Here is a 23,207-nt window from a genome sequence, read left to right on the forward strand (position 1 = left end):
GATATGGACTTAACCCTTTATGCTATAACGGATAGGTCTTACATAAAGGATATGGATATTGCTGACGCAGTAGAATTAGCAATAAAAGGCGGTGCAACAGTAATTCAACTGAGAGAAAAAGACATATCAAGTAGGGAATTTTATGAAATTGCTCTCAAAGTTAAAGAAGTGACAAAAAGAAATAGAATCCCTCTCATTATTAACGACAGAGTGGATATAGCTTTGGCAGTAGATGCAGATGGAGTTCACGTTGGACAGGAGGATTTGCCGGCAGATGTTGTAAGAAAAGTAATAGGTCATGATAAAATAGTAGGGGTATCAGCGAGGACAGTGGAAGAAGCTTTAAAAGCACAAAGAGATGGAGCGGATTATTTAGGAGTGGGAGCGGTGTTTAAGACTCCTACAAAGCCGGAGGCGGAAGCTATTGGAATAGAAGGGCTGAAAAAGATAAAAGAGGCAGTCACTATTCCCGTAGTTGCAATAGGAGGTATAACAAAAGATAATGCTTATGAAGTCATGTTAAAGTCGGGAGTAGACGGGATATCTTCAGTTTCAGCTGTATTTTATGGGGATATAGAAAACAATACAAGAAAACTTTTGGAGGTTATAGCAAAAGCGATAAACGATAGGAGGAATTTGAAATGAAAAAAGAATTGTTGAAAATTTTAAGAGAGAAAAAACCTTTAGTTCACCATATTACAAATATAGTTACTGTCAATGATTGTGCTAATATAACACTGGCTATAGGAGCATTGCCAGTCATGGCACATGCCTTGGAAGAAGTAGAAGAAATGGTAAGTGCAGCAGATGCTTTAGTTTTAAATATAGGCACTCTTACAAATGAACAAGTAGAAGCGATGATAAAGGCAGGAAAGGCTGCAAATAGACTTAAAGTACCAGTTATATTAGACCCTGTTGGAGCGGGAGCTACGAAGCTTAGGACACAAAGCTCAAAAAAGATATTAGAAGAGGTAAAAATTTCTGTGATAAAAGGGAATAGTGCTGAGATTTCAATACTTGCAGGCAAAGGTGGGAAGATACGCGGTGTAGAATCTCAAAGCGGAGCAGATGATATTTCTGAAGCTGCAAAAGATTTAGCAAAGCGTACAACGTTGTAGTAGCAGTGTCAGGTGTTACTGACATAATTACTGATGGAAAAAGAATTGCGTATGTAAAAAATGGGCATCCTATGATGGGCACTGTTACTGGCACAGGTTGTATGCTTACCTCTGTAGTAGCGAGCTTCTGCGGAGTATGTGAAGATTATTTTGCAGCTACAGTAGAAGCTTTTGTAGCTTTTGGAGTAGCAGGTGAAAGAGCCGCTCAAAGCAGCAATGTCAAAGGGCCCGGCAGTTTTAAAGTGACATTTTTTGATGAGATATATAATCTCACGCCGGAGATAATAGAAAAAGATAAGAAGGTGGAGTATGAATAAAATACATCGTATGGTTTTTATGGCACTTATTATTGCTATAGGCACTTTTACCTCTCAATATGTATGGTTTAGTGTAGGTGTTGCCAAAGTTACACCTGTTCAACATGCTATTAATGTTATTTCAGCAGTTTTTTTGGGACCTTGGGGAGCGTTAGAAGTAGCTTTTATTATAGGACTATTGAGGAACATCCTTGGTGTTGGATCGCTTTTGGCATTTCCAGGAGGAATGGTTGGTGCATTTATTGCTGGATATCTTTATAGATTTACACATAGATTTTATTTTGCCTCGGTAGGAGAAGTTATAGGGACAGGCATTATAGGGGCATTGCTTTCTTATCCTATAGCTAAGTATATACTGGGAAGTTCAGGCGCGGCTTTTATGTTTGTCATTCCATTTTCGCTTTCCAGTACAATAGGCTCGGTTATAGGATATGTAGTGGTATTGGTTTTAGTAAAATATAAGAAATTTATCTCATAAACTTACTTTAGAAAGGCGGGTGTGAATCATGAAAATTAAAAATTTTACCCTTTTTCTAATATGGGCAGGTGCAGCAATCTCAATTGCTGAAATCTATACAGGTTCGCTATTTGCACCTCTAGGTTTAACTAAAGGCTTGTTGGCTATTTTAATAGGCCATATCATTGGTACATTATTTTTCTCGCTTGGGGGGCTTATGTCATACATCCTTAAGTTGCCAGCAATAAAATCAACAAAAGTTGTTTTGGGCAATAAAGGTACAATTTTTTTAGGAGCACTAAACATTCTACAATTGATTGGATGGACAGCAGTCATGATTATACAATCAGCAAAAGCTTTTAATGGTGCCATTGGTATGTCTGTTGGTGTAGGAATACTTTTTGTAGGCACATCTGTTTTATTATGGTCACTATTTTTTGAAAGTGAAGTATACTGGGTAAATAACATTGCAGTAATATTGTTGTTTATATTGACTATTGGTGTTGTAGTATTTTTAAAGGGCGGGAAAATTTTAACACCAACAGGTAATATAAGTTTTGTAGATGCAATCGAACTTGCCGTTGCTATGCCTGTATCATGGCTGCCTTTAGTAGGAGATTATACGAACAACAGTGAAAATAGAAAATCTAGCTTTATATATACATTTTTAGGTTATTTTATTGCAAGCTGTTTTATGTATTTTATAGGTCTTTTTGTTTCATTGAAAACGGAAGGAAAAGATATAATTTCATATTTTGCATCAATAAAAACTGGGTTTGTACCATTGCTAATAATACTTTTATCAACAGTGACGACTACTTTTATGGATGTATACTCTGCTGCGATATCTACAATGGCAGTTATTAAAACAAGGCTCAGTAAAAAAGAGCTATTAATAATTTATTCGCTGATAGGTATCATAGCAGCATATTTATTCCCAATTGATAAATATCAAAACTTTTTATATGCTATCGGTAGTGTATTTATTCCAGTATACACAGTAGTTTTTGTAGGCTTCTTTATATTAAAATATGAAGAAAGTGGGTACCTTAATATTCCTGCAGTTGTATCATCTATCATTGGAATTATTACGTATAATTACATGGTATATAACGGTACTTCATTATTAAAATGGTATCTAACTCCCACCATAACAACAATATTTTTGACTGCTGTAATTTATACTGTAACACAAACTTTTTTTAAAAGAAAAGAGAAAATTTTATGATTGATGAAATTGTAAAACTTTTGAACTCGTAAAAGGGAAAGTGCCACTTATACATGTCATCACAAATTATGTTGTGATGAATGATAATGCAAACGCACTTTTGAGTTTTGGAGCATCACCTGCAATGGCAATGTTGCAAGAAGAGGCATATGATTTTACCGCGATTTCAAATGCCATGTACATAAATATAAAATACCTGCTATCCTTAACCAGGGAAGATGTGCAGCTATAAAAAGGAAAATTGATTTTGCAAATCATTGTTAAAATTTAGAATTATAAGCATTAACATGCTAATTTTGAAGCTTTGAAGGTGTATCATTATATTTAATGGCAGGTAGATAACTTTTGAATGGAAGCAAAGTAAAGTAGCTACCATAGGTAGTATTTTAAATAACAGCTGATGAAAATATGGAACTTTATTGCTTTAATACACTCCATATCAACAATTTACAGGAGGAATTCCTATTGAAGCTATTAAAAAATGTATAAAAATGAAAACCAAAATACACCAACCTAATATTTTTAATTTAAATCTATGTGCTCTCCCGTATCTAAATAAATTACCCATTCACATACATTAGTAGCATGATCAGCAATTCTTTCAAGATAACGAGCTACAAACAAAAGCTGACTTGCCTGGTCGATGTTTCTTGGGTCTTCCATCATATAAGTTAATGGTTCCCTAAATACTTGTTTGTAAAGAGCATCTACTATATCATCTTTTTCACCAATCGTCCTTGCAAGGCCTAAATCCTGGCGAACGTAAGAATCCAATGACATTTTTACCATTTCTCTTACGATTTCAGCCATTCTAGGAATATCTATCAATGGTTTTATATATTTTTGATGAGCAATCCTCAAAGTAGTTTTTGCTATATCTACTGCATAGTCTGCCATTCTTTCTAAGTCTGTAACAATTTTGAGCCCTGTCAAAACTATTCTCAAATCCCTTGCGATTGGCTGCTGGGTTACAATAATCTTTGCGCATTTATTGTCAATTTCTACTTCCATTTTGTCTATTCTGTCGTCATCATCTATGACCTTTTGAGCCAATTCTGTATCATGGTTCACTAAAGAAGTAATGGCATTCGCTATCATTTCTTCTACAAGGCTACCCATTTTTAATACGTCATAATGAAGTCCCTCTAATTCTTTTTCAAAATGAGTGCGATTCATTCTTTCACCTCCTTTAATCGAATTTTCCAGTGATGTAGTCTTCTATCCTCTAGTCTTGCCACAACCAGATGGCCTTATAAGAACTAAAATGCCATTTTCTTACGTAGATAAAATAATGATTAATTATAAAAGCATAAAATATTAAAAAATGAAACAAAGGCATATTCATACAAATGAAACGCCTTTGTTTCATTTAAAAAGGGGTACCATCAGTGATAGTACATGCCTTCTCTGACCTCCTTTACCCCCCGAGATAAGCTTCTTTTACCTGCGGGTTTTCCGCCAGTTGCCGGGCGGGGCCAGATAAGACAATTTTTCCTGTTTCTAATACATAGCCTTTATGAGCAATAGAAAGAGCCATATGTGCATTTTGTTCCACTAAAAGAATAGTAGTTCCTTGCTCGTTTAGTTCTTTAATGATCGCAAAAATCTCTTTAACCAACAGGGGAGCTAAGCCCATTGAAGGTTCATCTAAAAGTATAAGCCTAGGTGCTGACATTAATGCTCGTCCCATCGCTAACATTTGTTGTTCTCCGCCAGATAAAGAGCCGGCCAGTTGTCCCTTTCTTTCCGCAAGCCGCGGAAACCGTTCAAAAACCCTGATAAGCCTGCGTTTAAATTCTGCTTTATCTTTTAAAAGATAAGCACCTAACTCCAAGTTTTCCAATACTGACATGTTAGCAAAAACCCGTCGGCCCTCAGGCACCTGGCTTATACCCATTTTTACAATGTCATGAGCAGTTTTACCAGTAATGTCCTTACCTTCAAAAATTATTTTTCCTGATTTAGGCTTGACCAATCCGCAAATTGTATTTAAAGTAGTGCTTTTCCCCGCACCATTTGCCCCGATTAAGGTTACTATTTCTCCTTCGTTTACGGTAAGCGATATTCCTTTTAAAGCATGAATGGCTCCGTAAAACACATTTAACTCTTCAATTCTTAATACTTCCTTCTCGCTCATAGTTACGCCCCCTCTCCTAAATATGCTTCAATAACCCGAGGGTTGTTTTTAATTTCTTCAGGCGTCCCGTGAGCAATATTAGCTCCATAGTCCAAAACATAAATCTGCTCGCAAATGTTCATTACTAAATGCATATCGTGCTCAATGAGTAAAATAGTCACGTTAAATTTGCTCCGGATAAAGCCAATTAATTCCATTAACTCAGTCGTTTCTCGAGGATTCATGCCTGCTGCTGGTTCGTCTAAAAGTAATAAGGAAGGGTGAGTAGCCAACGCCCGGGCAATTTCTAATCGACGCTGTTCTCCGTAAGGTAAGTTTTTGGCCTTTTCTTCTGCCTTATGAGCTAAGTTCATGATTTTTAATAGCTCGTAAGCTTCATCCCGCATTTCTTTTTCTCCTTGGTAAAACTTCCCAAGACGGAATATAGCATGTATCATATTATATGGAACATGTAAGTGCCTGGCAATTAAAACATTCTCTAAGACTGAAAGTTCGCCAAACAAACGAATGTTTTGGAAAGTACGGGTTATGCCTTTAGCAGCAATTTGGTAAGGCTTTAACCCTACAATGCTTTCGCCTTTAAAAATTATATCACCAGTGGTTGGAAGGTAAATCCCCGTTAAAAGGTTAAAAACCGTCGTTTTACCTGCACCGTTTGGTCCGATTAACCCAACTAAATCTCCTTCATTTAAGGTAAGATTTAAATCCTGAACTGCTTTTAATCCTCCAAAGCTAATCCCCAGGCTATGCGTCTGCAGAATGGCTGCCATGACTAACACCTCTCTTTCTCTGCAAAAGCTTAAAGGATAACTCATGGGTTCCAAGAAGTCCCTGGGGTCTAAATAACATTACCAAGATTAAGATTATGGCATAAATTATGAGCCGCAGTTCTGCTAAACTCTGTAAAAATGTAGAAATTAATGTCAATACAATTGCCGCTACTACTGAACCGGTGAGGCTTCCCTGACCTCCCAAAACTACCATCACAAGTATATCAAAGGATTTTAAAAAGTTAAAAGCATTTGGTTCAATAAAGGTAATATAATGAGCAAGGAGTGCTCCGCCAATTCCAGCAAAAAATGAACCCATAGTGAAAGCTATAACTTTATATTTTGTAGTATTTATTCCCATGGCTTCCGCCGCAATTTCATTTTCTCGAACTGAAACACACGCCCGACCATGGCTGGATTGAACAAAGTTTTTGATAACTAAAACTGTAACAAGCATGCACCCAAAAGCCCACAGCCAATTAGTCTTCTGAGGTATCCCCATTAAACCGTAAGCTCCACCTAAATAATCAATATTTGTTATTACCCCCCGGATTATTTCAGCTAGTCCTAAAGTAGCAATAGCCAAGTAATCGCCTCTTAAACGCAAGGTAGGTATGCCAATTATAATACCGCCAATACCCGCCACTATTGCTCCAACTAACAAGGATACAATAAAAGGGACATTAAAATTTAAAGACATAATAGCCGAAGCATAAGCACCTAATGCCATAAATCCCGCGTGGCCAATAGAAAATTGTCCTGTAAAACCAACCACTAGATTTAAACTTACGGCAAGAATAATATTAATTGCGATAGTAATTAAGTTTAACATCACAAAAGGACTAATGATTTCTGCCGAGTACAAAACCTGAACTCCTACCATAAGCACTACTAGCAACAACGTTACTGCAAGATTTTCCTTTGCAAACCAATTTTTTAGCATTTCCTTTTCACCTACACTTTCTCCCGAACGTTTTTCCCAAATAAGCCAGAAGGCTTAACTAATAGGATAATAATCAAAATCACAAAAGCTACAGGATCCCGATATAAAGAACTGCCGTACCCACTTACTAAGGACTCAGTAATCCCTAAAATAAAGCCTCCGGCCATTGCTCCAGGTATAATTCCTATTCCTCCTAAAACCGCTGAAACAAAGGCTTTTAAACCAAACATAATTCCCATTAAGGGAAATACTTTATTGTAATATATCCCTACCAGTACCCCTGCTGCTGCAGCTAAAGCTGAACCAAGAGCAAAAGTGATGGATATTGTCGTATCCACATTTATTCCCATTAAACGAGCAGCTTGCATGTCATAAGAAACTGCCCGCATTGCTTTTCCAATTTTCGTATTATGAACTATATACTGCAGTAAAATCATTAAGATAATAGTGACCACAATAATTAAAATTTCCTGATTTGATATAGTAACCTTTCCGCCAAGCAATGTATACGAAGCATGCTTAAAAATTTCCGGAAATGCTCGAGGCTGCGGTCCCAGAAAAAACATCGTGGTATATTCCAAAAAAGGGAAACACCTATTGCAGTAATTAAAATTACAATTTTAGGCGAGTTTCTTAAAGGACGATATGCCAATCTTTCGATAATAATGCCTAAAATAGCACACACAATCATGGAAAAAATTAACGCTGGAACAAAAGACATTTTTAAAACCAAGGTCGCATATAGTCCTGCAAAGGCACCAAGCATGTAAACATCACCGTGGGCAAAATTAATGAGTTTTATAATACCATAAACCATGGTGTATCCTAAAGCAATTAAAGCGTAAATACTTCCCACTGATATTCCATTTATTAACTGCTGGATAAATTCATTCATCTTATCCACTCCTACCTTAATTAAATTCATTTTCTTAAGGGGAGGAATATTCCCCCTTTAATCTTTTAAGGATTTACATAAGCCTTATAGATTTGCTTACCGTCTTTGTATTCCAAAATCACTAAGCCTTTAACAGCATTGTGATTTTCATCTATGGAGATTTTGGCAGTAACTCCTTCTACATCCTTGGTGGTCATTAAAGCTTCTTTGATCTTTTCAGGTGTAGCTTCACCAGCCCGTTTAATGGCATCAACTAAAACAAGTACCGTATCATAACCTACTGCAGCCATTGCATCCGGTTCGCTGCCGTACTTTTCTTTATACTTTTTAACAAAGTCCTGAACTTTTGGATCAGGCATTAAAGACGAATAGTGATTGGTAATAAAGGTGTTATTAAGCGCAGCAGCACCTGCAATTTCAACAAGCTTTGGCGAATCCCAGCCATCACCACCGCCCATAGGAACATTAATACCAAGCTCCCGTGCTTGCTTTACAATTTGACCCACTTGCTCGTAATAGCCAGGTACATAAATAAATTCAGGCTTTAAATTTTTAATCTTGGTTAATACCGAGCGAAAATCCTGATCTTGAGTAGTGTAGTTTTCATCAGCTAAGATTTCGCCACCGCCAGCTTTGAAAGCTTCTACAAAAAACTTAGCCAAACCCACCGAGTAAGGAGCTGTATTATCTTTTAAAACAGCAACTTTTTTAAGCTTTAATTCATTTAAAACGAACTTCGCCATTGCCGTTCCCTGAAAAGGATCTATAAAGCAAGTCCGGAAAATATACTCCCTTACTTTGCCTGTTTTAGGATCTACTGTAACATCAGGGTTAGTTGCCGAGGGCGAGATCACAGGAACTTTATTAGTTTCGGCAATATTAACATAAGAGAGGGTATTACCAGAAGTCGCCGAACCAATAATGGCAACTACTTTATCTTGCGTAATTAACCGGGTTGCGACCGAAGCGGCTTCTGTATTATCGGATTTATTGTCATACTTGACTATTTCGATCTTTTTCCCAAGAACTCCACCAGCATTATTAATTTCATCTACCGCTAACATAATTCCATTCAAGCCTGATTGACCCAATGTGGCAACATTTCCCGACAGCTCTAAGTTTGCTCCAATTTTTATAACATCGCTATTTTCCGACTTACTTCCGCATGCCGAAGCAAATAAAAGTAAAAACGATAATAAACCTGCTGCTACTCCTCTAACAATGCCTTTACGCACGGCTTACCATCCTCCTTTAAAATTTCATGTTTTTTAAAAATAATCTTCCATTTTTGCTATAAGCACATAACCTTTCCTGCTACACCCCTTTCCTTTTCAAAAGGGTGCAAATCCACTGCAAATTATGCTGGCTATTATAATCATTTTAAAAACATATCTACGATTTTCACATTTTTCTTTATTTTTCTTAAAATATTTAGTATACATTAGGTACATCCTATTAGTAACCATTTTCACCTCCTTGTGCTCCTTTTTCAAATTTGAATTAATTTGTGGTATAATAAAGATGGTCTGCATATTTTAAAAAGGTTTTTTAGGGGATAATATTTGGCATAAAGTTTGATGGAAATTTAAATTTGATGGCTGATAATTAAAAAGGCAAAGGCACCTTTTTTCTAAAGGCGCCTTTGCCTCCTTTTCTATTCACTTCCTGCATTAATTATACTTGCTTTTCTTTGTTTTGTCAATATGCAAAGGAAAAAAGAATGAGTACGAATATTTTAGGTGAGACAAATAACTTTTTAGCTATAAAAATCTCAAGCAATTCAAAAAGCTTTCTTTCATATTTCAATAATAGCTTTAAAATTCCTTATTTATCAAGGCTTAGAAGCGCTCTTGACATATTAAAAAAACTTTGATAAAATGGCCTTGCGTGGACTTTTAATCAGCTGGTGATGGTTAGAGTCCTTAATGGCGCACCATTTTAATATGCGGGCATGGCGGAACTGGCAGACGCGCCAGACTTAGGATCTGGTGGGGTTACCCGTGGGGGTTCAAGTCCCTTTGCCCGCACCAATAAAAATTTAAGGGAGAAAAATATATATTTGACAGGAAAATAATGCAGTAGGCATTATTTTTTTTGCATAAAATTATGACAACTTGAGTTTGATTCACCGTTTTTTTATGTTATAATATTATAAGTTTAGAAGACTTTATACGAAAGAAAGAGAATAGGAGGATTTACTTAATGGGTGCGAGTCTTAAAAAATTAGAGAAAAGTATTGCGACGATTGAACTTACAATACCAAGTGAAAAGTTTGAAGAGGGTTTAAATTTTGCTTTTAAAAAGAATGCTTCAAAATTTAATGTACCGGGTTTTAGAAGAGGGAAAGCGCCAAGAGCTATTGTAGAAAGATATTATGGTGAAGGTGTCCTTTACGAAGATGCTGTAGAGTATGTTTTTGACGAAGCGTACAAGGAAGCTCTTAAAACGTTTGATTTAGAGCCAGTAGATTATCCGGATATTAACATTTTACAAATCGGCAAAGGAAAAGACTTGATTTTAGAAGCAACTGTACCTGTCATGCCTGAGGTAGAGTTAGGTGAATATAAAGGCATAGAAATTGAAAAAATAGAGTATGATGTGTACGATGGGGATGTAGAATACGAATTAGAAAAATTAAGGCAGCAAAATGCGAGAATTATACCTATTGAAGGAAGAGCAGCAGAAAGTGGAGATATTGCTGTAATAGACTTTGAAGGCTTTATAGATGGCAAGCCTTTTGAAGGCGGCAAGGCGGAAAATTATGAATTAGAATTAGGTAGCAATACTTTTATTCCCGGGTTTGAAGACCAAATAATAGGCCATAATGTAAATGACACTTTTGATGTAAGTGTAACTTTCCCTGAAGATTATAGGGTAGAAGAATTAAGAGGCAAATCGGCTGTTTTTAAAGTCACTCTTAAGGCTTTAAATAAAAAGGAATTGCCTGAATTGGATGATGAGTTTGCGAAAGATGTAAGTGAGTTTGAGACATTAGAAGAGTTAAAAGCCGACATAAGAAAGAAATTAGAAGAGAAAAATAGATTAGATGCAGAAAATGAGATGAAAGAAAAAGCAGTAATGAAAGTTGTGGAAAATGCAAAAGTTGATATACCAGATGTTATGGTGGAAAGGCAAATAGATATTTCTTTGAGGGATTTAGATTATAATTTGAGATATCAAGGTTTGGATTTAAATAGCTATTTATCAATTACAGGGAAGACCTTAGAAAATTTAAGAAAAGAGATGTGGGATGGAGCTTTAAATAGAGTGAAAACTCAACTTGTCATAGACAAAATTGCCAAAGTGGAAAATATTCAAGTTACAGAGGAAGAATTAGAAAACAGATTAAAGGAAATGGCAGAGAGTTACAGAATAAATCTGGAAGAATTCAAGAAAAGCTTGACTGAAAGCCAGATAAACGGCATAAAAGAAGATATAGCGTATTATAAGACGATTGACTTTATTTTTAGTGAGTGTAAAATAATAAGTAAAGAGGAGTGATTATTATGAGTCTTGTACCTATTGTTGTAGAGCAGACAAATAGAGGCGAACGTTCTTACGATATATTTTCTCGCCTTTTGAAAGACAGAATTGTATTTTTAGGAGAAGAAATAAATGATACTACAGCAAGTTTAGTTATTGCTCAGCTTTTGTTCTTGGAAGCTGAGGACCCCGACAAAGACATTTGGCTTTATATAAACAGTCCAGGCGGTTCAATAACTGCAGGATTTGCAATTTACGATACCATGCAGTATATAAAGCCAGATGTAGTGACTTTGTGCGTTGGAATGGCTGCGTCTATGGCTGCATTTTTACTAGCAGCAGGTGCAAAAGGGAAGAGGTTTGCACTTCCTAACAGTGAAATAATGATTCATCAACCTTTAGGAGGAATGCAAGGCCAAGCTACAGACATAAAAATTCATGCAGAAAGGATTTTAAAATTAAGAGATAAGCTGGATAAAATATTAGCAGAAAATACGGGGCAACCTATTGAAAAGATAAAAGCTGATACTGAAAGAGACTTTTTCATGGACGCGGAGGAGGCAAAAGCTTACGGCATTATCGACGAAGTGCTTATCAGGAACAAAAAGTGATGCCCCAGAAGAGGTGAAATTATGGCTAAATACGATAATCAAAAGCAATTAAAGTGTTCTTTTTGCGGAAAGACACAGGACCAGGTAAAGAGACTAGTTGCAGGGCCTGGTGTGTATATTTGTGATGAATGCATTGAACTTTGCCAAGAAATCATAAATGAAGAATTTGAAGAAGATATGGATATGGGAATTGGAGAACTTCCGAAGCCAAAGGAAATAAAAGAATTTCTTGACCAATATGTAATTGGACAAGAAAAAGCTAAAAAAGCTTTAGCTGTTGCTGTTTACAATCACTACAAGAGAATTAACAGCAGGATAAAGCCAGACGATGTAGAACTTCAAAAGAGCAATATTTTACTTTTAGGTCCCACAGGTTCTGGGAAAACCTTATTGGCTCAGACACTGGCAAAACTTCTAAATGTTCCTTTTGCAATAGCTGATGCAACTTCTCTAACTGAGGCTGGATATGTCGGTGAAGACGTAGAGAATATACTTTTAAAACTCATACAAGCAGCAGATTATGACATAGAAAAAGCTGAAAAAGGTATAATTTACATTGACGAAATAGATAAAATAGCGAGAAAGTCAGAAAATCCCTCTATTACTCGTGACGTCTCAGGAGAAGGCGTACAACAGGCTTTGTTAAAAATTTTAGAAGGGACCATTGCAAATGTGCCGCCACAAGGTGGAAGAAAACATCCTCATCAAGAGTTTATACAAATTGACACAACTAATATATTGTTTATATGTGGTGGCGCTTTTGAAGGCATAGAAAAAATAATAGAATCCCGAATAGGGAAAAAGAGCTTAGGATTTGGCGCAGAAGTACAGAGCAGAAAAGAAAAAGACTTAAGCGAAATTTTAAGTCATATAATGCCACAGGACCTTCTTAAATTCGGTATGATACCCGAGTTTATAGGAAGGGTGCCAATAGTAGTTACATTAGACCCATTGAGTAAGGATGACTTAGTAAGGATTTTGACAGAGCCCAAAAATGCGCTGACAAAACAATACGAAAAATTGTTTGAATTAGATGGTGTAAAGCTTGAATTTGATAAGAAAGCTTTAGGGCTCATTGCAGATATGGCTTTGGAGAGAAAGACCGGCGCAAGAGGACTGAGGGCAATCTTAGAGGAAATTATGTTGGATGTGATGTACGAAATACCATCCAGTGACAACATAGAAAAGTGTATAATTACAGAGGAGACGGTACTAAAGAAGGCTCCGCCAACATTGGTTTACTCAGATGCTCAAAAAGCCAAAAAGAAAATAAAAAAGACGGAGTCTGTTTCGTAAAAAAATAAAATTTTTACATCAATCCCCCTTCTCCTTCACATACTAAAATAGTGAATGGGAAGGGGGCTTGGATTATATTGCATAAAAGAGGTGAAGATATGACAGAAAAAAAGTATATATTGCCAATGATTCCTTTAAGAGGATTAACTATTTTTCCATACATGGTGCTTCATTTTGATATAGGAAGAGAAAAGTCAATTAGGGCTTTGGAAGAAGCTTTTATGAAAAATCAGTTGATATTTGTTACAACGCAAAAAGAAGCTGAGATAGAAGACCCTTCTATTGACGACGTCTACAAAGTTGGCACTATTACAAAAGTCAAACAAATGTTAAAACTGCCAGGAGAACTTATAAGAGTTTTGGTAGAAGGGATAAGTCGTGCTGAAATTCAGCAAGTGACAAGAGATGATGAATTTTTTGAGGTAGAAGTTATAGAAAAAGAAGAGCAAAAAGAAATTGAAAAGACACCAGAGCTTGAAGCTTTAATGAGAAGTGTTATTTCTGCTTTTGAAGAATATGTAAATATGACTTCGAGACTGCCTATAGATAGTTTATACAGTGTTATAAGCATAGAAGAGCCTGGAAGACTTGCAGATATGATTGCGGCTCACATATCTTTAAATACAAATCAAAGTCAGCAGCTTTTGGAGTGTTTTGATGTAAATAAAAGGTTAGAAACTCTTTTAGGGTTTTTAATGAAGGAATTAGAAATACTAAACATTGAAAGAGAGATAAATGCCAAAGTTAGAAGTCAAATTGACAAATTACAGAAGGAATATTATTTAAGAGAACAGTTAAAAGCTATAAAAGCTGAATTAGGAGAGACAGATGAGATTGACCAAGAGATTGAGGAGTATGAAAAGAAAATAAATGAAAAAGATTTACCCGAAGAGGTTAGAAAAAAGGCGAAAGAAGAATTAAAACGCCTTTCTAAAATGGCGCCTGGTTCTGCAGAAGCTTCTGTAGTGCGAACTTATTTGGATTGGATTTTGGATTTGCCATGGAATTACGAAACAGAAGATATTTTAGATTTAAAAAGAGCACAAAAAATATTGGATGAGGACCATTACGGCTTAAAGAAAGTAAAAGAGAGGATAATAGAGTTTTTAGCAGTTAGAAGTTTTTACAACAAAATTAAAAGTCCTATTTTATGCCTTGTAGGTCCTCCAGGTGTTGGTAAGACTTCATTAGGCAGGTCTATAGCGCGGGCTATGAACAGAAAATTTGTCAGATTATCCCTTGGTGGAGTGAGAGATGAAGCAGAAATAAGGGGACATAGGCGTACCTACGTCGGAGCTATACCAGGAGGTATTATAAATTCCATAAAAATAGCCGGTTCAAAAAATCCTGTGTTTTTACTGGATGAAATAGATAAAATGAGCTCAGATTTTAGAGGAGACCCTGCTTCTGCAATGCTTGAAGTTCTTGACCCAGAACAAAACTCCACTTTTAGAGACCATTATCTTGATTTACCTTTTGACCTTTCAAAGGTATTGTTTATAACAACGGCTAATACGGTAGATACCATACCGGCACCTCTTTTAGATAGAATGGAAGTTATATATGTTTCTGGATATACTGAAGAAGAAAAACTTCACATTGCAAAAGATTATTTAATACCTAAGATTTTAAAAGAACATGGGGTGCCAGATAACAAAATAATAATCCAAGAATCTGCTATTTACGGAATAATTTCAGAATATACTCGCGAAGCAGGAGTAAGAGGCTTAGAAAAGAATTTATCTCAAATTGTGAGGAAAGCTATAAAGAAGATAGTTGAAGAAAACGCACAAGTAGTAAAAGTGGGAAAAAGAAATCTACAGTCTTATTTAGGCAAGCCTATTTACCGCCCTGATAAAGCAAATCAAAAAGACGAAGTAGGGATAGTTTTTGGACTTGCATGGACAAGGGTAGGAGGAGAAATTTTAACTGTAGAAGCTTCTATAATGCCAGGAAGTGGCAAGCTCAATCTCACAGGGCAATTAGGGGATGTGATGAAGGAATCTGCACAAGCTGGTTTTAGCTATATAAGGGCGAATGCCGAGAAACTGAATATAGATAAAGATTTTTACAAAAATGTCGATATACATATACATGTGCCTGAAGGCGCAATTCCAAAAGATGGTCCTTCAGCGGGAATAACTATGGTTACTGCTATGGTGTCTGCACTTAAAAAAGTTCCTGTAAAAAAAGATGTAGCTATGACAGGAGAAATAACTTTAACCGGCAAAGTTTTACCTATAGGAGGAGTAAAGGAAAAAGTTTTAGCAGCTCACAGAGCAGGGATACGCAAGGTTATACTTCCTTTGGAAAATAAAAGAGATTTGGATGAAATTCCTCAAAGCGTAAAGAAAAAATTAGAATTTAAATTTGTTGAAAAAATTGATGAAGTTCTTGACTATGCCTTGTCTAAGGAGGGCATTTATGAAAATTAAAACTGTAGAGCTGGTTCGTACTGCCTTTAATGAAGAGCAGTATCCTAAAGACAATTTTCCTCAGATAGTAATCGTAGGAAGGTCAAACGTGGGCAAATCCACTTTGATAAATACTGTATTAAACAGAAAAAATCTCGCAAAGACAAGTTCTAAACCTGGAAAAACTAGGGGCATAAATTTTTATTTGATAAATAATGGCTTTTATTTAGTAGACTTGCCGGGATATGGATATGCAAAAGTTTCAAAAGAAATGAAGAAACAGTGGGCACATAACATAGAGACTTTTCTAAATACTTCTAAGAATCTGCGGCATGCTTTGCTTTTAATAGATATACGTCGAACTCCTACAGAAGACGATTTTTTAATGGTAAATTGGTTTAGACATAAAGAGTTACCTTTTACAGTGGTATTAACAAAAGCTGATAAGGTCAATAAATCAGAGATAGTAAATGCAGTAGAAGGCATTTGTAAAACTTTTAACATTGATAGCGAAAGAATTATAGTTTTTTCTTCTTTAAAGAAAATGGGAGTATCCCAAGTATTATCAATTTTTGAGGAGTGGACAAAAAAATAAATTTTTAATTTTGTAAAAAAGCACGAGAAAATCGTTAAATTTTTGATTATTTTTGATGAAATAAAAAATTTAGCAGCATTAAAATTGTTGTGTTAGAACATTATAAGGGGTATAATTTTTATTAACTATTGATAAAAATTTTTGCGTTTATATGTGCGGAGGGAGAAAATAATGAAAGGGGTATTAGAAAGTAAAATAAACGAAGAAATGATAAAACTCACAAAAGAAGCAATTGGAAGAGGTGCAGAGGCAGCAAAAACCCGAATTTGCGAGGATATGATTATTGTAAGGCTTATTAAATCTTTGAGCCATGAGGAGATGCAAATTATATCTACTGAAGAGGGTAAAAAGTTGGTAAAACAATTAAGGGAATTATTGGATGAAATATTAAAACCCAAGTTTAAGGAGATGATAATGCGCCTTACAGGTTGTAATGTTATAGGTATCTATAAGGATATGAATCCTCAAAAAGGAGAATACGTCTATCTATTTGTGTTAGACAAAAATCTAGAAGAAGAGTTGCGAAGCAGGTAAAAATCAAATGAATTGTTAGCTTTTAGCAACACAGTAAATATACTAAATTGAAAATCTTTTGTAATAAGTATATAATCATACATGTTGGGGGTATAGAAGAGGAGGTGAGGTTATTGGAGATAGGATCTTCAGTGGTATTTACCATACCGCTATTTGGAGGTATTCCTATTACAGAAACAATAGTAGTAGAATGGATTATAATGGCTGTACTAATTTTGGGTGCTGCTGTTGTTACTAAGGGATGGAAATTAGTTCCTGAGGTGCACAAAATGTTGTAGAGCTTATGGTGGAGGGATTTAATAAATTTGTGGAAGGTGCTTTAGGAGAGCATTGGAGAGATTATGCTCCTTATTTAGGAACTGTAGCAGCTTTTTTGATTTTAGCCAACACTATAAGCATTTTTGGCTTAACACCTCCTACTAAAGATATTAGTACAACTTCAGCCCTTGCCATTATGTCGATTACTACTGTTATTATAGCTTCCATAAGAGCAAGAGGGCTTAAAGGGTACGTAAAGCACTTTTTTAAGTCTCCTATAAACCTTTTTATCAATGTTTTGGATTTATTTACAAGACCTTTGTCGCTGGCAGCTCGACTTTTTGGCAACATATTTGCAGCAGTTACGATAATGGAACTTATTGAAAGGGCTGTGCCAATAGTAGTTCCTGCAGTATTTAGTTTATATTTTGACCTTTTTGATGGATTATTACAGATGTTGGTATTTGTGTTTTTGACCATGTTATATATTGAAGAAGCTATAGAATAATGTATAATAAAAATAATGAAATGATTAAAAAATTTTAATAAAAATAAAAAAGAAAAGGAGAGGATTTAAATGGATTTATTAGCTATAGGAGCAGCTATTGCTGCATTAACAGGGATAGGTGCAGGTATTGGTATAGGTATTGCGACAGGAAAAGCAGTTGAAGCTGTGTCAAGGCAGCCGGAAGCAGGTGGAAGGATTATGCAGCTTCTTTTGTTAGGTGGTGCTCTTGCAGAAGCAACAGCTATATATGGGTTGCTTGTGGCGATTATGTTAATAATATTCAAGCCATAATTTAAAAAAGTCCTTCAATAAATTTCCTAATGAAAGAAGGGAATAAGTTGACTCTTTTCAATGTTTGGACGTTCATTATTACAATAATTAACCTATTGGTACTCTACTATATCTTAAAAAGGCTTTTATTTAAACCCGTAACTAAATTTCTAGAAGATAGGGAAAATAAAATTAAATCCTCTTTAGAAGAGGCCGACAAGGAAAGACAAGAGGCCTACAGTTTAAAAGCTAAGTACGAAGAAATACTAAAAAATGCTGATAATGAAGGAAAAGCTATTATTGAGAAGGCACAAAAGGCAGCAGAAGACAAAGCAAACAAAATTATAGAAAATGCCAATAAAGAGGCAGAAAATATAATAGAAAAGGCAAAAGAAGAGGCAATGTTAGAGAAAATCAAAGCTATGCATGATTTAAGGACAGAGATATCGCAATTAGTCATAGATGCCGCTTCCCGTGTGCTGGAGAAAAAGCTACCTGTTGCTGACGAAGACCTCATCAATGAGGTTATCGAGGAGGCGGGGGCATCATGGCACAAATAATTGCGAAGAGATACGCTTATGCCTTTTTTGATGTTGCGAAGCAGCAAAATAAAGTGAAAGAGTATTATGAGGAGTTAAATAAAGCAATTGAAATTCTTCAAGTGGATAAAGTAAAGCGGATTTTTAAGAATAAAAGTATTGATAAAACAAAGAAAATAGAATTTGTGGAGCAGATTTTAAAGGATACCGATAAAGAAGTTATCAATTTTATCAAAATAATAATATCAAAACATAGAGAAGATCTAATTGAAGACATTGGAAAGGAGTTTAAAAAGCTATACAAAGAGTATTTTAATATTACAGATGTAAAAGTCGTTTCTGCATATCCACTAAAAGAAGAAGTATTGCAAAAGCTTCAAGAAAAATTAGAGAAAAAGTTAGAAAAACACATCAATATCGAACCAATAGTAGATAAAAGCATATTAGGCGGTTTAAAACTTATTATTGGGAATACAATAATCGATGGTTCAGTCAAAGCAAGACTTACTGCACTTCTGAAAAATATGCAACAAGCTGTGTAAAATGAATTTAAGAAGGTGAAAGAGTATGAGCATAAGACCTGAAGAAATAAGCTCAGTTATAGAAGAAAAAATAAAAAATTTCGATTTTAACCTTGAAACTCAGGAAATTGGACACGTCATCCAATCAGGTGATGGAATAGCGAGGATTTATGGCCTTGACAATGCTATTTACGGAGAAATGGTGGAGTTTGAAAGTGGAGTCGTTGGAATGGTCTTAAATCTTGAAGAAGATACCGTAGGTGTTGTTGTCCTTGGAGACCCCGAGAAAGTTAAAGAAGGGGATATAGTAAAAAGAACAGGCAGAATCATGGAAGTGCCTGTAGGAAAAGAAATGTTAGGAAGAGTAGTAAATCCTTTAGGGGAGCCCATTGATGGTAAAGGACCAATAAACTATGAAGCAAAACGCCCCATTGAATATCCCGCTCCACCAATAGTAAGAAGGAAATCTGTGGATACACCTTTACAGACAGGTATTTTAGCTATAGATTCTATGATCCCTATAGGAAGAGGGCAGAGAGAATTAATAATTGGAGATAGGCAAACAGGTAAAACTGCTATTGCTATAGATACTATAATAAATCAAAAAGACAAAGGAGTATATTGTATATATGTAGCTATAGGACAAAAGGCTTCAACTGTTGCAGGAATTGTAAACATGTTAGAAAAGTATGGGGCTATGGAATATACAACAGTTGTCGCATCAACTGCCAGTGATTCAGCTGCACTTCAGTATATTGCTCCGTATGCAGGTTGCGCTATGGGAGAACATTTTATGTATCAAGGCAAAGATGTACTTGTAGTTTATGATGACCTTTCAAAGCATGCTATTGCTTATAGAACTATATCTTTGCTTTTGAGAAGACCACCTGGAAGAGAAGCATACCCTGGTGATGTATTTTACCTTCATTCAAGACTTCTTGAACGTTCTGCAAGGCTTGCAGATGAATACGGGGGAGGTTCGTTGACGGCACTCCCAATTGTTGAGACATTGGCGGGAGATATATCTGCATACATTCCTACAAATGTAATTTCAATCACAGATGGACAAATATACCTTGAGTCAGAGCTTTTCTATTCAGGAATAAGACCAGCTATAAATGTGGGTCTATCTGTATCCCGTGTTGGCGGTGCCGCACAAATAAAGGCCATGAAAAAAGTAGCTGGCCGATTAAGATTGGAACTTTCCCAGTATAGAGAGCTACAAGTTTTTGCTAGATTTGGTTCGGATTTGGATAAAGCAACACTTGAAGTTTTAAGACAAGGAGAAAGGATTGTTGAAATTACCAAACAGCCTCAATATCAACCTATGCCTGTTGAAGACCAAGTAATAGCTATATACACAGTAATGAACAGATATGTTGCTGATATTGAAGTAGAGCAGGTGAGACCTTTTGTAAAAGGGCTCTTAGAATTTTTGGATTCAAATTATCCGGAAATAAAACAATCTATAAGAGAGACAAAAGATTTAACTTCCGAGGCAGAAGAAAAATTAAAAGCTGCAATTGTAGAGTATAAGGAAAAGTACGCCGCAAAGGGTGATAATTAATGGGAAAGCGAGATATAGCGTTGCGGATTAAAAGTGTAAGAGAAACTCGCAAAATTACAAGAGCGATGTATTTAATATCGGCTTCAAAATTTCAAAAAGCAAAGGTCATGTTAGACAATGTGAGACCTTATTATCATAAAATTCAAGTAGCTATGAAAGATATATTACTTCACACTGGAGAAGTTACTTCACGATATCTTGAGAAAAAAGATGATAAAAGTGAGAAGAAAAAATCTTTAATAGTTGTAACTGGTGACAAAGGCCTTTGCGGCGCTTACAATCACAATGTTATAAAAAAAGCTGAAGAACTTATCGGCAAAGAAAATGTAAATTTAATGGTGATAGGAGAGGTTGGAAGACGTTATTTTATCAAAAAAGGTTATAATGTAGATATTGAATTTTTATATACCGCTCAAAATCCAACTACAGCCATAGCAGGAGAAATTAGCGATGTCATATTAAATGCTTACAATAGAGGGCTGACAGATGAAATATCTATTGTTTATACTGAAATGCAAGGACTTGTACAAAAGGTAAGGGTTTTAAGACTTTTACCTTTAGACATTGACAACTTTATGGCGTTAGCCAATGAAGGAGAAGAAGCTGAAAAGAATGAAGTAGTAATTGACAGTGACATGATATACGAGCCTTCTGCTTCAGAAGTTTTTGATGTGCTTGTTCCTGAGTATCTCAAAGGTCTCATATACAGCATACTTGTTCAAGCTTTTGCTTCAGAGCATTTTGCAAGGATGATTGCAATGGATGGAGCAACGTCAAATGCCGATAAAATGATAAACAGACTTACGTTAGAGTATAATAAACTCAGGCAGGCTTCTATTACTCAGGAAATATCAGAAATAGTCGCAGGGGCATCTGTATAAAAGGAGATGATAAATTGAAGAAGGGGTATATTACACAGGTCATTGGTCCTGTTGTTGATATAAGATTTGAAGGGGAACTTCCTCCTATAAACAACGCCATAAAAATACCTATGGAAGACAGAGAATTAGTTGTTGAAGTATCTCAGCATATAGGAGACAATGTAGTAAGATGTGTTGCAATGGCTTCAACAGATGGCTTAAAAAGAGGTATGGAATGTATAGATACAGGCAGCCCTATAATGGTTCCTGTTGGAAAAGGGACTTTAGGCAGAATGTTTAATGTATTGGGGCAGCCTATAGATGAGTTAGGAGAAGTCAAAGATGTGAAGTACATGTCAATTCACAGAAAAGCACCGCCTTTTGAAGAACAAAGCCCTGCTACTGAAATTTTGGAGACGGGTATTAAAGTAATAGACTTACTTACTCCTTATCCAAAAGGCGGTAAAATAGGGCTCTTTGGTGGTGCAGGTGTTGGCAAAACTGTCTTAATAATGGAGCTAATACGCAACGTTGCCATAGAGCATGGTGGTTACTCAATTTTCACCGGTGTTGGTGAAAGGTCTCGTGAAGGAAACGAATTGTGGCATGAAATGCAAGAATCAGGGGTTATAGACAAAACTGCTTTTGTATTTGGACAAATGAATGAGCCGCCGGGAGCCAGAATGAGAGTAGGTCTTGCAGGGCTTACAATGGCAGAATATTTTAGAGATGAAGAGCACCAAGACGTTCTTTTATTCATAGACAATATATTCAGGTTTGTCCAAGCTGGTTCAGAAGTTTCAGCTCTTTTAGGAAGAATGCCCTCTGCCGTTGGATATCAACCTACATTGGCTACAGACTTAGGCCTTTTACAAGAAAGGATTACTTCTACAAAGAAAGGGTCTATTACCTCAGTTCAGGCTGTTTACGTACCTGCTGATGACTTAACTGACCCAGCACCAGCTACAACTTTTACCCACTTAGATGCTACAACAGTTTTGTCAAGAAGTATTGCAGAAATGGGAATTTATCCTGCAGTAGATCCTTTAGATTCTACTTCACGTATATTGGAACCTCATATAGTAGGAGAAGAACACTATTATGTTGCGAGAAAAGTGCAAGAGATTTTGCAGAGGTATAAAGAACTGCAGGATATAATTGCTATATTGGGTATGGAAGAGCTTACAGAGGAAGATAAACTCATAGTTTACAGAGCAAGAAAGATACAGAGGTTTTTATCACAGCCTTTCTTTGTAGCAGAAACTTTTACTGGAACACCTGGCAAATATGTGCCGCTGAAAGAGACGATAAGAGGATTTAAGAAAATTGTAGAGGGAGAAATGGACGATATCCCAGAGGCTGCTTTCTACATGGTAGGAAATATAGACGAAGTCTACGAGAAAGCTGAAAAAATGAAATGAGGTGAAAAGAATGGATAAAAATTTTCACCTCGAGGTTTTAACTCCTCATAGAAAATTTTACGAAGGGGATGTGGAAGAAATAATAGTGACCATAACCACAGGTCAAATAGGTATTTTAAAAGGCCACATCCCCATGACAGCAGCCGTAGGTACAGGTACTTTACAGATAAAAAAAGACGGACAGTGGAGAGAGGCATTTATTTCCGGCGGCTTTATGGAAGTCAAAAGAGACAGTGTGACAATCTTGTCTAGTGCAGTAGAATGGCCCGAAGAAATTGATATAGCTCGTGCTCAAGCAGCCAAAGAAAGAGCAGAAGAAAAACTTAGGCAAAAAAGAAGCAAACAGGAACATCTTTTGGCAGAAGCAGCCTTAAAGAGGGCTTTGATGAGATTGCAAATTGCTAGCAAATATCAAAAAATGTAAAAATAAAACTTCCTACTGATGATTTTTAAAAGCAGTAGGAA

General features: G+C 35.9%; 21 protein-coding genes, 1 tRNA gene and 4 pseudogenes. 20 read left to right on the top strand and 6 right to left on the bottom strand.

What is annotated here, in order from left to right; genetic code table 11:
* Positions 1-3 precede the first annotated feature (3 nt).
* The 5 genes and pseudogenes from thiE to OEI98_RS03650 all read left to right on the top strand — a co-directional run.
* Entirely contained in the window at positions 4-645 is a 642-nt protein-coding gene (thiE, locus tag OEI98_RS03630; protein WP_003870578.1) for a thiamine phosphate synthase, read from the top strand.
* Positions 642-1,435 (top strand): annotated as a pseudogene (gene thiM / locus OEI98_RS03635) (hydroxyethylthiazole kinase). Before thiE ends, thiM begins: the two are co-directional and overlap by 4 nt.
* On the top strand, positions 1,428-1,913 hold the full coding sequence (gene thiW, locus OEI98_RS03640) for an energy coupling factor transporter S component ThiW (protein WP_266039640.1): 486 nt from the start codon (positions 1,428-1,430) through the stop codon (positions 1,911-1,913). The pseudogene thiM and the gene thiW overlap by 8 nt, the downstream one beginning before the upstream one ends.
* 28 nt (positions 1,914-1,941) lie before the next feature.
* Positions 1,942-3,120 (top strand): putative hydroxymethylpyrimidine transporter CytX, encoded by a 1,179-nt coding sequence (gene cytX, locus OEI98_RS03645; RefSeq protein WP_266039642.1) that lies wholly within the window; start codon positions 1,942-1,944, stop codon positions 3,118-3,120.
* A 40-nt stretch (positions 3,121-3,160) separates the two neighbouring features.
* Positions 3,161-3,310 (top strand): annotated as a pseudogene (locus OEI98_RS03650) (hydroxyethylthiazole kinase); the annotation flags it as partial.
* A 332-nt stretch (positions 3,311-3,642) separates the two neighbouring features.
* Here the strand turns inward: OEI98_RS03650 and phoU are convergent.
* The 6 genes and pseudogenes from phoU to OEI98_RS03680 all read right to left on the bottom strand — a co-directional run bounded on the left by phoU (position 3,643) and on the right by OEI98_RS03680 (position 9,100).
* Positions 3,643-4,296, bottom strand: a complete 654-nt coding sequence (phoU, locus tag OEI98_RS03655) for a phosphate signaling complex protein PhoU (protein WP_266039646.1) — start codon at positions 4,294-4,296, stop codon at positions 3,643-3,645.
* Positions 4,297-4,537: 241 nt separating this feature from the next.
* Entirely contained in the window at positions 4,538-5,257 is a 720-nt protein-coding gene (locus OEI98_RS03660) for an ABC transporter ATP-binding protein (protein WP_074592386.1), read from the bottom strand.
* Between the two features lie 2 nt (positions 5,258-5,259).
* Complete coding sequence (locus OEI98_RS03665; RefSeq protein WP_004397427.1) at positions 5,260-6,027, bottom strand: ABC transporter ATP-binding protein; 768 nt, start codon at positions 6,025-6,027, stop codon at positions 5,260-5,262.
* Positions 6,002-6,970: a branched-chain amino acid ABC transporter permease gene (locus OEI98_RS03670; protein ID WP_266039649.1), complete on the bottom strand. Its 969-nt coding sequence runs from the start codon at positions 6,968-6,970 to the stop codon at positions 6,002-6,004. The genes OEI98_RS03665 and OEI98_RS03670 overlap by 26 nt, the downstream gene beginning before the upstream one ends.
* An 11-nt stretch (positions 6,971-6,981) precedes the next feature.
* A pseudogene (locus OEI98_RS03675) lies at positions 6,982-7,865 on the bottom strand (branched-chain amino acid ABC transporter permease).
* A 65-nt stretch (positions 7,866-7,930) separates the two neighbouring features.
* A complete protein-coding gene (locus OEI98_RS03680; protein ID WP_004397422.1) occupies positions 7,931-9,100 on the bottom strand; it encodes an ABC transporter substrate-binding protein in 1,170 nt (389 codons plus the stop codon).
* 710 nt (positions 9,101-9,810) lie between these two features.
* Between OEI98_RS03680 and OEI98_RS03685 the strand changes: the two genes are divergently transcribed.
* From OEI98_RS03685 to OEI98_RS03760, 15 genes and pseudogenes are all read left to right on the top strand, one after another.
* Positions 9,811-9,895: transfer RNA gene (locus OEI98_RS03685), tRNA-Leu, on the top strand.
* A 172-nt stretch (positions 9,896-10,067) separates the two neighbouring features.
* Positions 10,068-11,366, top strand: a complete 1,299-nt coding sequence (gene tig / locus OEI98_RS03690; RefSeq protein WP_004397417.1) for a trigger factor — start codon at positions 10,068-10,070, stop codon at positions 11,364-11,366.
* Between the two features lie 5 nt (positions 11,367-11,371).
* Entirely contained in the window at positions 11,372-11,959 is a 588-nt protein-coding gene (clpP, locus tag OEI98_RS03695) for an ATP-dependent Clp endopeptidase proteolytic subunit ClpP (protein ID WP_003870583.1), read from the top strand.
* A gap of 21 nt (positions 11,960-11,980) precedes the next feature.
* On the top strand, positions 11,981-13,255 hold the full coding sequence (gene clpX, locus OEI98_RS03700; RefSeq protein ID WP_003870584.1) for an ATP-dependent Clp protease ATP-binding subunit ClpX: 1,275 nt from the start codon (positions 11,981-11,983) through the stop codon (positions 13,253-13,255).
* Positions 13,256-13,353: 98 nt separating this feature from the next.
* The gene (lon, locus tag OEI98_RS03705; RefSeq protein WP_004397409.1) at positions 13,354-15,690 is read left to right on the top strand and encodes an endopeptidase La; all 2,337 of its coding nucleotides are present in this window, start codon (positions 13,354-13,356) and stop codon (positions 15,688-15,690) included.
* Positions 15,680-16,264 (top strand): ribosome biogenesis GTP-binding protein YihA/YsxC, encoded by a 585-nt coding sequence (gene yihA, locus OEI98_RS03710; RefSeq protein WP_003870586.1) that lies wholly within the window; start codon positions 15,680-15,682, stop codon positions 16,262-16,264. Before lon ends, yihA begins: the two co-directional genes overlap by 11 nt.
* A 171-nt stretch (positions 16,265-16,435) precedes the next feature.
* Positions 16,436-16,798: a DUF2294 domain-containing protein gene (locus OEI98_RS03715; protein ID WP_004397406.1), complete on the top strand. Its 363-nt coding sequence runs from the start codon at positions 16,436-16,438 to the stop codon at positions 16,796-16,798.
* Between the two features lie 113 nt (positions 16,799-16,911).
* Positions 16,912-17,564: pseudogene (locus OEI98_RS03725) on the top strand (F0F1 ATP synthase subunit A).
* 69 nt (positions 17,565-17,633) lie between these two features.
* A complete protein-coding gene (gene atpE / locus OEI98_RS03730) occupies positions 17,634-17,855 on the top strand; it encodes an ATP synthase F0 subunit C (protein WP_266039661.1) in 222 nt (73 codons plus the stop codon).
* 29 nt (positions 17,856-17,884) lie between these two features.
* Positions 17,885-18,394, top strand: coding sequence for a F0F1 ATP synthase subunit B (gene atpF / locus OEI98_RS03735; protein WP_266039663.1), 510 nt, complete (start codon positions 17,885-17,887; stop codon positions 18,392-18,394).
* Positions 18,382-18,915 (top strand): ATP synthase F1 subunit delta, encoded by a 534-nt coding sequence (gene atpH, locus OEI98_RS03740; RefSeq protein WP_003870591.1) that lies wholly within the window; start codon positions 18,382-18,384, stop codon positions 18,913-18,915. The genes atpF and atpH overlap by 13 nt, the downstream gene beginning before the upstream one ends.
* Positions 18,916-18,940: 25 nt before the next feature.
* Complete coding sequence (gene atpA, locus OEI98_RS03745) at positions 18,941-20,461, top strand: F0F1 ATP synthase subunit alpha (RefSeq protein WP_006570095.1); 1,521 nt, start codon at positions 18,941-18,943, stop codon at positions 20,459-20,461.
* Entirely contained in the window at positions 20,461-21,342 is an 882-nt protein-coding gene (atpG, locus tag OEI98_RS03750) for an ATP synthase F1 subunit gamma (protein ID WP_006570096.1), read from the top strand. Before atpA ends, atpG begins: the two co-directional genes overlap by 1 nt.
* Before the next feature lie 14 nt (positions 21,343-21,356).
* Positions 21,357-22,742, top strand: a complete 1,386-nt coding sequence (atpD, locus tag OEI98_RS03755) for a F0F1 ATP synthase subunit beta (RefSeq protein ID WP_266039668.1) — start codon at positions 21,357-21,359, stop codon at positions 22,740-22,742.
* A 10-nt stretch (positions 22,743-22,752) separates the two neighbouring features.
* Positions 22,753-23,166 (top strand): F0F1 ATP synthase subunit epsilon, encoded by a 414-nt coding sequence (locus OEI98_RS03760; protein ID WP_004397392.1) that lies wholly within the window; start codon positions 22,753-22,755, stop codon positions 23,164-23,166.
* Positions 23,167-23,207 lie beyond the last annotated feature (41 nt).

The sequence above is a fragment of the Thermoanaerobacter sp. RKWS2 genome (assembly GCF_026240795.1).
Lineage (GTDB): Bacteria > Bacillota > Thermoanaerobacteria > Thermoanaerobacterales > Thermoanaerobacteraceae > Thermoanaerobacter > Thermoanaerobacter ethanolicus.